Source organism: Polaromonas sp. (assembly GCF_018780625.1).
GTDB lineage: Bacteria > Pseudomonadota > Gammaproteobacteria > Burkholderiales > Burkholderiaceae_C > Polaromonas.
The window spans coordinates 1-10,916 of the sequence record NZ_JADMJK010000053.1; the positions used below are offsets into that span (position 1 = coordinate 1).

13 protein-coding genes are annotated in these 10,916 nt (G+C 65.6%); 4 read left to right on the forward strand and 9 right to left on the reverse strand.

The genetic code is table 11. From position 1 onward, the window contains the following. Positions 1 to 257: 257 nt before the first annotated feature. Positions 258 to 1,358, reverse strand: coding sequence for a substrate-binding domain-containing protein (locus tag IV091_RS04570; protein ID WP_293465729.1), 1,101 nt, complete (start codon positions 1,356 to 1,358; stop codon positions 258 to 260). Positions 1,359 to 1,534: 176 nt separating this feature from the next. Here IV091_RS04570 and IV091_RS04575 point away from each other — a divergent pair, with 176 nt between their 5' ends. The 4 genes from IV091_RS04575 to IV091_RS04590 all read left to right on the forward strand — a co-directional run bounded on the left by IV091_RS04575 (position 1,535) and on the right by IV091_RS04590 (position 4,281). Further along, positions 1,535 to 2,299: an ABC transporter permease gene (locus tag IV091_RS04575; RefSeq protein WP_293465731.1), complete on the forward strand. Its 765-nt coding sequence runs from the start codon at positions 1,535 to 1,537 to the stop codon at positions 2,297 to 2,299. Beyond that, on the forward strand, positions 2,296 to 2,985 hold the full coding sequence (locus IV091_RS04580) for a phosphate ABC transporter ATP-binding protein (protein ID WP_293465734.1): 690 nt from the start codon (positions 2,296 to 2,298) through the stop codon (positions 2,983 to 2,985). The genes IV091_RS04575 and IV091_RS04580 overlap by 4 nt, the downstream gene beginning before the upstream one ends. Further along, positions 2,982 to 3,818 carry an extracellular solute-binding protein gene (locus IV091_RS04585; protein ID WP_293465736.1) on the forward strand — a complete coding sequence of 279 codons (837 nt, stop codon included), beginning with the start codon at positions 2,982 to 2,984 and terminating at the stop codon, positions 3,816 to 3,818. Before IV091_RS04580 ends, IV091_RS04585 begins: the two co-directional genes overlap by 4 nt. Before the next feature lie 82 nt (positions 3,819 to 3,900). Then, complete coding sequence (locus tag IV091_RS04590) at positions 3,901 to 4,281, forward strand: rhodanese-like domain-containing protein (protein WP_293465739.1); 381 nt, start codon at positions 3,901 to 3,903, stop codon at positions 4,279 to 4,281. A gap of 6 nt (positions 4,282 to 4,287) precedes the next feature. Here the strand turns inward: IV091_RS04590 and IV091_RS04595 are convergent, their stop codons facing one another. The 8 genes from IV091_RS04595 to IV091_RS04630 form a co-directional block, all read right to left on the reverse strand. Further along, on the reverse strand, positions 4,288 to 5,019 hold the full coding sequence (locus IV091_RS04595; protein WP_293465742.1) for an ABC transporter ATP-binding protein: 732 nt from the start codon (positions 5,017 to 5,019) through the stop codon (positions 4,288 to 4,290). A 5-nt stretch (positions 5,020 to 5,024) separates the two neighbouring features. Then, positions 5,025 to 6,218: an ABC transporter permease gene (locus tag IV091_RS04600; RefSeq protein ID WP_293465745.1), complete on the reverse strand. Its 1,194-nt coding sequence runs from the start codon at positions 6,216 to 6,218 to the stop codon at positions 5,025 to 5,027. Next, positions 6,215 to 7,414 carry an efflux RND transporter periplasmic adaptor subunit gene (locus IV091_RS04605; protein ID WP_293465748.1) on the reverse strand — a complete coding sequence of 400 codons (1,200 nt, stop codon included), beginning with the start codon at positions 7,412 to 7,414 and terminating at the stop codon, positions 6,215 to 6,217. Before IV091_RS04605 ends, IV091_RS04600 begins: the two co-directional genes overlap by 4 nt. Continuing rightward, positions 7,411 to 8,031, reverse strand: coding sequence for a TetR/AcrR family transcriptional regulator (locus tag IV091_RS04610; protein WP_293465751.1), 621 nt, complete (start codon positions 8,029 to 8,031; stop codon positions 7,411 to 7,413). Before IV091_RS04610 ends, IV091_RS04605 begins: the two co-directional genes overlap by 4 nt. Before the next feature lie 180 nt (positions 8,032 to 8,211). Then, positions 8,212 to 8,607, reverse strand: a complete 396-nt coding sequence (locus IV091_RS04615; protein ID WP_293465754.1) for a hypothetical protein — start codon at positions 8,605 to 8,607, stop codon at positions 8,212 to 8,214. Positions 8,608 to 8,815: 208 nt separating this feature from the next. Beyond that, a complete protein-coding gene (locus IV091_RS04620) occupies positions 8,816 to 9,958 on the reverse strand; it encodes a helix-turn-helix domain-containing protein (protein WP_293465756.1) in 1,143 nt (380 codons plus the stop codon). 91 nt (positions 9,959 to 10,049) lie between these two features. After that, positions 10,050 to 10,436: a fluoride efflux transporter CrcB gene (crcB, locus tag IV091_RS04625; RefSeq protein WP_293465759.1), complete on the reverse strand. Its 387-nt coding sequence runs from the start codon at positions 10,434 to 10,436 to the stop codon at positions 10,050 to 10,052. A gap of 4 nt (positions 10,437 to 10,440) precedes the next feature. Continuing rightward, on the reverse strand, positions 10,441 to 10,916 hold a 476-nt coding region (locus tag IV091_RS04630), incomplete at its 5' end, for a TRAP transporter large permease subunit (RefSeq protein ID WP_293465762.1).

The following is a 10,916-nucleotide window of genomic DNA, read 5'->3' on the forward strand; positions in this document are numbered from 1 at the left end:
GGGATCAGGGCGAGCGATTGTCTGAGCGCAACGCAGTGAAGCGAGTTCGAGCTCGCCCCCCGCTTTGCCGGGGCAGCACAGGTTGCCCGAAGCGCAGCGTAGGGACCCAGGCTGCGGGTCGCCTTTCTTTTCGTCAGGTTTCTTTGGCGAAGCAAAGAAAAGTGACTCGCCCGCCGGGCGACTCCCGGCCAGCCCAACCCCGCAACGCCAACCCGCTATCAAAAAATTAACCAGCCCACATCAGAGAAGCAGGAAAATCACGACTTCTGCGTGCGGTAGTTCCACCACGGCAACGCCCCCCGCAGCGACAGGATCTTTCCGCTCTGCGCCAGTTTGACGCTGTAACCTGGCATGCTGCCCAGCGTGGTCTGCCAGTCGCGGCTTTGCAGCTCTTTCAGTAAAGCCTGGACCTGCGGCGTTGGCAGTTCGGACTTCAGGCACACCAGGTGGTAGCGCTCTTGCACCAGCGGCACAAAGCCCAGGCCTTTTTCATGCGCCGCCGTTTCAATGCCCAGGCCCGCATCGGCTGCGTTGCTGGCCACCGCCTGGGCGACGGCCGTGTGCGACGGCTCCTGGCTGTCGTAGCCCGCAATCGCGGCCGGCAGCAAGCCCGCCTTGGCCAGCAGCTCGTCCAGCAGCACTCGCGTGCCCGCGCCTTCCGCGCGGTTCACATAGCGCACGCCGGGCCGCGCCAGGTCGGCCAGGCTGGCCAGGCCCAGCGGGTTGTTTTTGGCCACGATCAGGCCCTGGGTGCGGTGGGCAAAGCCGATCAGTTTGTGCAGGCCGGGTTTGAGCAGGCTGCGGTAGGTGCGCGCCGCCACTGACTGGCTGGCGGGCTGGTCCAGCGTGTGAAACCCGGCCAGCGTGCAGCGCCCGGCGTTCAGCGCCGCAATGGCGTCGACGCTGCCCATGAAGCGGATGTCCAGGTGCAGGCCGTGCGCGCCGGCGTGTTCGCGCAGCGCTGTCAACGCGGCGTCGTGGCTGGCGTAAAGCGTCAGCACATGGGTGTTTTCATCGAACGCGCTGGAAAACGCGCGCTCAAGGTCGCCGCGCAGGGCCTCGATTTGCGGCGCCAGCCGGGCCTGGGCCTGACGTTCGGCCCACAGCAGTTTTTCGCCAAACTCCGTCAGGCGCGCGCGCTGGCCCTTGTCCCAGACGATCAGCGGCCGCTCCAGCGTCTGCTCCCAGTCCTTGAGTGCGCCCCAGACATGGCGGTAAGACAGGTCCAGCGCCTTGGCGGCCTTGCCGATCGAACCCTGCTCGCGCACGGCGTGCAGCAAGTCCATCAGCGGGTTGCGGATCAGCGCGTCTTTGCCGCGCTCGGGCGTCAGCAGGTAGGAGAGTTGGACTTTGTGCATGGGGAAAGGGAGTACGTTGATTATGCGTGCAGGGCCCGCGCTGGCCTGGTGCCGCGCAAGTGTCTCAAGTCCTTGATTTTCCTATGCAAATCACTTCATAACGGTCTCTACCGATGCGCCCGCAGGGCCGGCGGCACTAGGATAAAGTCTCGCAAAACCTGCTGCATGACTACCTTTTGAACACCTTCTCCGACAGCGCCGTCACGGCCTTTTCACTCATCACCTCGCTCGACCCGCTGCTCGCCAGCATCGTGCTGCGGTCGCTGGCCGTGAGCGCGGTCGCCTGCGCCATCGCCTGCAGCGCCGGCCTGCTGCTGGGCGCCTGGCTGGGCGTGGCGCGCTTCAAGGGCAGGGGCGTGGTGCTGGCCTTGCTCAATACGGCGCTGGCCTTGCCTTCGGTGGTGGTGGGGCTGGTGGTGTATTTGCTGCTGTCACGCAGCGGTCCGCTGGGGTTTCTGGGCTGGCTGTTTTCGTTCAAGGCCATGGTGCTGGCCCAAAGCGTGCTGGTGCTGCCGGTGGTGATGGCGCTGGTGCGCCAGACCATTGAAGACGCCGACCGCAGCCATGGCGAGCAGTTTCAGTCGCTGGGCGCGCGCCGCTTCATGCGCAGTTTGATTTTGCTGTGGGACGAGCGTTATGCCTTGCTGACGGTGCTGATCGCCGCCTTTGGCCGCGCCATTTCCGAGGTGGGCGCGGTGATGGTGGTCGGCGGCAACATCGAGGGCTTCACGCGCGTGATGACGACCGCGATTGCGCTGGAAACCAGCAAGGGCGACTTGCCGCTGGCGCTGGCGCTCGGCATCTTGCTGCTGGGCGTGGTGCTGTTGCTGAATCTGCTGATTGCGCTGGTGCGGCGCTGGCGCGAGCGACTCGACGACCCGCTGCAGCAGGCCGGCATGGCGCTGGTGCCCGGCCGCGCCGCACAGGGTGCGCAGCCATGACGCCGATTTTCAAGCTGCAGTCTGTCACTGTGCAGTTTGGCCGGCTCCAGGCGTTGGCGGCCTGCACCTTTCAGGTCCGCCCCGGTGAACGGCTGGCGCTGGTGGGTGCCAACGGCAGTGGAAAAAGCACGCTGCTGCGCACGCTGCAGGGCTTTGTGCAGCCGGTGGCCGGTCACATCGAGCGGGATGCGAATATGCGCACGGCGATGCTGTTTCAGCGCCCCTACCTGCTGCGCGCCAGCGTGCAAAACAACGTGGCGCTGGGCCTGTGGCTGAACGGCACGCCCTGGCAGCAAGCCCGGGCGCAGGCGCTGCAGGCGCTGGAACGCGTCGGGCTGGCCGACCTGGCCGGGCGCAACGCCAAGGCGCTGTCAGGCGGGCAGCAGCAGCGCGTGGCGCTGGCGCGGGCCTGGGCGCTCAAGCCCCAGGTCTTGCTGCTCGACGAGCCCACGTCCAGCCTGGACCCGACCGCCAAGCGCGAGGTGGAGCGCCTGATGGCCGAATTTTCCGAGGCCGGCATGACGCTGATTTTCAGCAGCCACAACCTCGGCCAGGTCAAGCGCCTGGCCAGCCGCGTGATGTACCTGGAGCATGGCCACCTGTTGGCCGACTTGCCCACCAATGCTTTTTTTAATGGGCCTTTGCCCCTGGCCGCTGAAAATTTTTTAAAGGGAGAACTCGCATGAACGGTTTAAATAAAATGGCCTTGAACTTCAAGTCTTTCAGGGCTTTGGCCGCGGTTTTCATTGCGCTATCAGCTACTGTTTCAATAGCACAAACGCCCAGCGTCGTGATGGCGTCCACCACGTCCACCGAGCAGTCGGGGTTGTTTGGCTACTTACTGCCCGAATTCAAGAAGGCGTCAGGCATTGACGTCAAGGTCGTGGCGGTCGGCACCGGCCAGGCCATCGACATGGGCCGCCGGGGCGACGCCGACCTGCTGTTTGTGCACGACCAGGTCGCCGAGGAAAAAGTGGTGGCCGAGGGCTTTGCCATCAAGCGTTTTCCTGTCATGTACAACGACTTCGTGCTGATTGGCCCGGCGGCCGACCCGGCCAGGGTCAAGGGTAAGGACATTGCCGAGGCGCTTCAAAAGGTCAAGGCCTTTGACGCCGGCTTCATCTCGCGCGGCGACAAGAGCGGCACCCATGCGGCCGAGCTGCGCTACTGGAAAACAGCGGGCGTGGCCACCCCGGCGTTTGCCGGGTACAAGGCCTGCGGCTGCGGCATGGGCCCGGCGCTCAACATGGCGGCCAGCACCGGCGCCTACGTGCTGACCGACCGCGGCACCTGGCTGAACTTCAAGAACCGCGCCGACCTGGCGGTGCTGGTCGAAGGCGACACCCGCCTGTTCAACCAGTACGGCGTGATGGTGGTCAACCCGGCCAAACACCCGAAAACCAAGGTCGCTGAGGCGCAAAAATTCGTCGACTGGATCATCTCGCCAGCCGGGCAGGGCGTGATTGCCGGCTACAAAATCAACGGCGAGCCGCTGTTTTTCCCGAACGCCGCGAAATAGGCCTGTCCGTGGCGTGGTTCCAAAATCATCTCGTTTTCAATGGTAAATTGATCTGATTTGCACTCAACCGCTCAGGAACCCCATGAAAACCGCCCACGACCTCGTTGCCGCCGCCAAAACCCGCGTGCAGGAAATTACCATCGCCGATGCCGAACAGGCCATCCGCGATGCCGACCTGCTGCTTGATGTGCGCGAGGCCGACGAATTCGCCGCCGGCCACCTGAGCGGCGCGGTGCACATCTCGCGCGGCATGCTGGAGTTCAAGTTCAGCGGCAACCCGGCGCTGCAGCCGCGCGACCTCAAGATCGTGCTGTACTGCAAGACCAGCGGCCGCGCCGCCCTGAGCGCCGTCGCCCTGCACGACATGGGCTACCTGAACGTGCAGTCCCTGGCGGGCGGCTTTGACGCCTGGGCGGCCGCCGGCAAGCCCGTGGTCACGCCGCAGCAGCCATCGTTCGACTGAACTTTTTTACAGCAATGCCCGGCCTTCGCCGGCTTCTTCCACGGTCTGGCCGTCGCGGATGTGGTAGATCCGCTTGAAGGTGGGAATGATCTTTTCGTCGTGCGTCACCACGATGATGGCGGTTTGCGCCTGCCGGGCCATCTGGTTCAGGATGCGCATGACGGCCAGGGCGCGTTCGCTGTCGAGCGGCGCGGTGGGCTCGTCGGCCAGGATCACCGGCGGGCGGTTCGCCAGCGCGCGCGCAATCGACACGCGCTGCTGCTCGCCGCCCGACAGCTGCGAGGGCTCGGCCTTGGCGCGGTGCGCCACGTCCAGTGCGGTCAGCAGTTCCAGCGCGCGGCGCCTGGCCTCGGCGTTGGGCACGCCGGCCAGCATGGGCAGCAGGGCAACGTTGTCGGTCACGTCCAGAAACGGAATCAGATACGGCGCCTGAAACACAAAGCCGATGCGGTCGCGCCGCAGCGCGCGCAAGTCGGAGCTGGTCCAGCCGTTGTCGTAGATCAACTCATTGCCCAGCGTCATGCGGCCAGAGGTGGGCTCGATGATGGCGCCCAGGCACTTGAGCAGCGTGCTCTTGCCCGAGCCCGACGGGCCGACCAGCCCGACCACCTCGCCGGGCCCGACGGTCATGTTGACGTTTTTAAGCGCCTCGACGGCGGTGTCGCCCTGGCCGTAGACCTTGCGCAGGCCTTCAATCAGAATGCCGCCGGGGATGGGGGTTGGTGTCATGGCGTTCATGTTGGTTAGCCGATGGCGGTGGCCGGATCGACCTTGAGCGCCGCGCGAATCGCCAGCGTGCTGGCCAGCGCGCAGATCAGCAGCGTGGCGCCCAGGCCGGTAAGGGCGTCTTGCGTCAGCAGCAGCACATACTTGGGAAACACCGGCGCCCAGACCGTGGCGGCCACCTTGCCAACCACAAACCCGATCAGCCCCAGGCCTAGCGCCTGCTGCAAAATCATGCCGGCAATGGTGCGGTTGCGCGTGCCAATCAGTTTCAGCACCGCAATCTCGCGGATCTTGCCCAGTGTCATGGTGTAGATGATGAAGGCCACGATGGCGGCGCTGACCACCGCCAGGATCGCCAGGAACATGCCGATCTGCTTGGCTGACGTGGCGATCAGCTTGGCCACCAGGATCTCTTCCATGCCCGCGCGCGTGAACACCGCCAGGTGCTTCCAGCGGCGAATCGGCTCGGCCACCTGTTCGGCCTCGAAGCCGGGCGCCAGCTGCACCAGCACCGCGTTGACGTTGCGGCTGCTGGTTTGCAGCGCCTGCACCGCGTCCAGCAGGCCGGGCACGCCGGGGCGGTTAAAGGCCGGGTTATTGGCGGTTCGGGTACGGTCGTTGACGATGGCGTCGTTGTCTTTCAAGAACTGTGCTTCCTGCGCGTCTTTCAGCGCAATGAAGACCATCGGGTCACCGCCCGACGACACCATGCGCTGCGTCAGCCCGACCACGGTGTAGTCGTGGCGGCGAATGCGGATGCGCTGGCCCAGGGCAAAGCCGGCCTTGAGGTCGGCCACGGCCTCGTAATGGCTGCGCGTGAGCTGGCGGCCTGCCACCAGGTAGCCTGGTGCGCCCGGTCCATCCTGCTCAATGCCGACTACCATGGCGCGCGTTTCGCCGCCATCGTCGTTGCTCACCTGCATGGTGAAGTAGGTCACGTTGGCGGCCTGCGCCACGCCCGGCATGCCGCGCACACTGCGCACCACGTCGTCCTTCAGGCTGGACGATTCGGCATACGGCCCCTGCGTGTCCTTTTGCACCACCCACAGGTCGGCCTGGCTGTTGGTCAGCAGCGCCTGCGCGTCGTCGACCATGCCCCGGTACACCCCGGCCATGGTCAGCGTCACGCCAATCAGCAGGCCCAGGCCCAGGCCGGTCAGCACAAACTTGCCCCAGCCGTGGGCGATGTCGCGCCCGGCCAGGCTGATCATGGAGTGGCTCCGGCCGGCGTTTTGACCAGCGCTTCGACCACCTGCACGCGGGCGCCAGCGCTCAGGGCTTTCTGGCTGTAGACCACCACCTCGTCGCCGGCCTTTAGCCCGTCCAGCACCTGCACCTGGCCGTCCAGGCTGTGGGCGCCCAGCTGCACTGGCGTAAAGACAGGTTTGCCGTCGTCCAGCCGCCACACGCCGGTCTGCCCTTGCTGGCGTTGGATGCTGGCGTTGGGCAGCAGCAGCGCGGTGGGGGTTTCGGGTAGCCGTAGCGTGACTTCGGCCAGTTCGCCGACCGAGGCCGGGGCGGCGGCGTCAAACGTCACCTGCGCAATGCGCTCTTCGGTCACGCTGTCGGCCAGCAGCTCGACCCGCGCGACCTGGCCGGCCAGCGGCGTGCGTGGCTGGGAGCGCAGCACGATGCTGGCTTTCAGGCCAGTCGCCAGCCCGGCGGAGCGGCCCTGATCGACCCGCAGCCTGACCCACAAACTGGCCGGGTCGATCAGGCGCAGCACTGGCTGGCCGGCCACCACCGTGCTGCCGGCTTCAGCGTCGCGGCTGGTCACCACGCCGTCGGCCGGGGCCAGCAGGCGCACGTTGCCGCGTTGCTGCGCCAGCGCGGCGCGCTCGGCCCGCTGCCGTAGTACGTCCTGGCCCGCACCGCTCAGGTTGGCCTGCGCGGCCTGCAGGGCTGCGTCGGCCGATGCTTTTTCCTGCAGGCGTGCTTCCAGCGCGCCCGCGCTGATGAAGTTTTGCGCGGCCAGGTCCTGGTTGCGTTTGGTATTCACGGCGGCCAGCGCGCGCCGTGCCGTGGCGTCGGCCACTTGCGCCTGCGCGGCGGCTTGGGTGCTGGCCGTGCGCGCCAGTGCGGCGTCCAGCGCGGCCAGTCGCTGGTCAAGGTCCACCGGGTCCATTTCAGCCAGCAGCTGCCCGGCCTTGACCGTGTCGCCCACGTCGACCTTCACGCTGAGCACGCGGCCGGCCACCGTGGGGCCAATCATCCAGTTGCGCCGCGCTTCCACCGTGCCAATGCCAAAAATGGCCGGGCTCAGCCGCCCCTGCTGCACGGCGGCGACGGTGACGCGCGTGGGCGCCAGCGGCCCGGTGCGCAGCGCCACAAAGGCCAGCGCGCCCACCAGTGCCAGCGCCAGCGCACCCAGGGCCAGGCGGCGGGTTAAAAGCGGCTTGTGTTTCATGGGGTTTCCTTCAGGGTGAGTCCGCGCAGATAAAGGGTAAACACGCCGGGCGCCTGCGCGGCCATGGCACTGACCTGGCCGCTGATCAGGGACTGCATGACCAGGCCCTGCACGGAGCCGACAAACAGCACGGCGGCGGCCTGCAGGTCGGTGCCCGGGGCCAGCAGTTGCTGCTGGTGCGCCTGCTGCAGCAGTGCCATTAACAAGGCGCGGTACTGCTGCATGAGGCTGCGCACGCGGGCCTTGAGCGGCGTATCTTCGGCCTGCTGCAGTTCCTGAAAAATCACGCGGGGAACACCGGGGTAGGCCATGACAAAGTCGACATGCGCGATGAACACCGCCTGCAGCGCAGCGAGCGGACCGGGCGCTGTGCTGGCGGCGGCATTGAGCCGCGCCATCAGGGTGTCGCTGGCCCAGTCGAGCGCCGCCAGCCAGACCGCTTCCTTGCTGGCAAAGTGCCGGAACACCGCTCCTTGCGTGATGCCCACGGCCTGCGCCAGGTCGCCGGTGGTGATGCCGGCCGGGCTGCGCTGGGCGGCCAGCGCCAATGCAGCCTCCACCAGTCCGGCCTGGCGGACTTCGGTGGATTGCTTGAGGCGCTTGCCGGTTATTTCCATGACTTCGCAAGTAATACGATAATTACTTTTATTGTAAGGCCGGTCCAGGGCGGTGGCTACCGCCCGGGGTGGCCCACTTCAACGAAGTTTGACCTGGCTTAAGCAAGGCCCAGTTGGTGGAATTTGTCTGATGGCCAGCGATTGAACTGAACCGGGGCGCCAGCGCCCTGATGCGCTGGCTTATTCAGGCTGCTCCTTGACCGCCGAGGCCCTTGCCATCGCGGCTTCCTCGTCCGTCTCGGAGACCTCGCGCGGCTTGTCGCTGTGCGACACCAGGTAGCCATCGGCCACATAGCCCGGGCCCTTCATCACAATCACGATCACGCAGCCAATCCCCAGCGTCAGCACCATGCTCCAGTGAAAAACGATCACGCCGCCGACCACATAGTCGGCCAATTGCAGCCAGCGCGCTTGCTGGGCGCTAGGCTCCGGGTCGGTCAGCAGGTGCACCGCGCCCAAGCCCATCAGCGGCAGGGCGGTGCCCGCCAGCAAGATCAGCGGAAGTTTTCGCCATAGCGTCCACTCCAGGCCGGATGCTTCGCTGCGGGTGGGGGAGAGTTTTTTCAGCCAGTTCATGGTGCTTGCTCAACGGTGAATTGCTGGAAATACGTGAAACTTGATTGTCCAGACCTCAGGCCAAGTGGTCTTGATGGAGATCAATGGGCTGACCGGGCCCATTGCCTTTTGCCGGTGGCAAGCCGTTGCGGACAAACGTTGTTGTACTTTGCCCAGGGCAAAAAACCAAGCGAACCTGGCGGGGTCGTTACAGGCCTTTACCGGTTTTTCAGGGGCGGATTTTGTGGCCCAGCTTGCGGTACACGGTGGCCCGGCTGATGCCCAGCGCGCGCGCTGCCTGGACCACGTTGCCGCGCGCATCTTCCACGGCTTTGCGAATCAGCGCGGCCTCGACATCCCTGAGCGGCCGCTGGCCGGTGGGCGCTGTCGATCCGCGCGTTGCGCTTTTGCCGGGCGCCAGTGGCAGCGCGAACAAGCGCAACCCCGTCCATAGCGGCACTTCCAGCGGTGGCTGCTGGTCATGGGGGCCCTGCCGCGCGGCGTCAAACAGCATTTCAAACGGCATGGCAAACAGGTCGCTGCAGTGCACCGCCGAGCGCGTCGCCACGTTCAGGTGCGGCACCATTTGCCGCGCAGTGGGGTTGGATCCGGTCACGCAGCCATCGGTGTCCACGCAGACCAGGCCATCCTCGTCGCCCCCCAGCGTGCGGCCTGGCCAGTTCAGCCGGATCAGCAGGCTGTGCGGGCAGTTCAGGGTGAGTGCGTTTTCAATGCTGCGCGCCGACTGCGTGACCAGGTGCTTGAGTTCGGGCCGCTCCAGCGCGTTAATGCCGGTCAGGTCCAGCATGCCCACACAGCGGCCGTCCGGGCCAAACAGCGGTGCGCCAGCGCAGCTGTAAACCGACGTGGCGTCAAAGAAGTGCTCGCCCCGGTGCAGCCAGACCGGCTGCAGTTCGGTCAGCGCCGCACCAATGGCGGTGGTGCCTACCTGCTGCTCCGACAGGTCGGTGCCCAGGCGCGTGATCAGCTCGGCGCGGCGGTCGTGGTGGTCTATCGGACCGTCTACATCGACCACCACGCCGTGCTGGTTGGTGAGCAGCGCGAAATAGCGCGTGTCTGCAATGGCGCGGCCCAGTTTTTCCAGTACCGGCCGGGCCGCCCGCAGCAGCTGGCGGTGGTCCTCCAGCGTGCGCCGCAGTGCAGGGGCCGGCAGCATGTCGAAAGACGGCATGTGGTCTGGCTGGAGACCTCGCGCCAGGCAACGCCGCCATGAGCGCTCCAGCCAGCCTTCAAGCGCCAGCGCCGGGCCCGGCGGCGGCTGCCCATACAAAACCGCCTGGCGCGCCTGGCCAATGCGGGTCAGTCGGTCGGGCTTGGCGGAGGCGGGATTGAAGGGGGTCATGGAGGCCATCACGCATTGTGGCTATTTCCGCCGATTTGGGTAGCGTCCAGGAAAAGCCTGTATTGCTGGAATAATGACTAAAAGTGGCGATATCCCAATATTATCGGGAACCTATAGCTATTAAAAAAATAGCACTTTTAATGCCTGCAACGGTGAGCAGCAGCGAGCCCAGCACATGCAGCGCGGCGGTGCCCAGCGCCAGGCCATAGCGCGCCTGCATCAGCAAGCTCACGACTTCACCCGAAAACGAGGAAAAGGTGGTGAGTCCGCCCAGGAAGCCGGTCACCAGCAGCAGGCGCCAGACGGGGTCAAGCTGGGGCATGGACTGAAAAATGGCGATGCATACACCAATCAGGTAGCCGCCAATCAGGTTGGCGGCCAGCGTTCCCCAGGGAATCACGCCGCCGGGCGTGAGCCACAGGCCCAGGCCCCAGCGGGACAGCGCGCCCACGGAGGCTCCCACACAAATCGCAACAACGGGCCACATCGGCTTAGTTTGCCATTTTTTGCGGCAGCCAGGTGACGATGCCGGGAAAGACGTAAATCAGTGCGACCGCAGCGCACATCAGAAAAAACATCGGCATGGTGACCTTGGCAATCCAGGTCAGTTGGCGGCCGGTCATGCCCTGCAGCACAAACAAATTGAATCCCACCGGTGGTGTGATTTGGGCCATCTCGACCACCAGCACCACGAAGATGCCGAACCAGATCGGGTCAATGCCGGCCGCCTGCACCGTGGGCATCAGCACACCCATGGTCAGCACCACCATCGAGATGCCGTCCAGAAAGCAGCCCAGCAGGATGAAGAAAACCGTCAGCGCCACAATGAGCTGCGCACGGCTCAGGCCCAGCGTGCCTATCCATTCGGCCAGGTGGCGCGGCAGGCCGATGTAGCCCATGGCCAGCGTGAGAAAGGCGGCGCCGGCCAGGATCAGCGCAATCATGCAGTACAGCCGGGTGGCGCCCA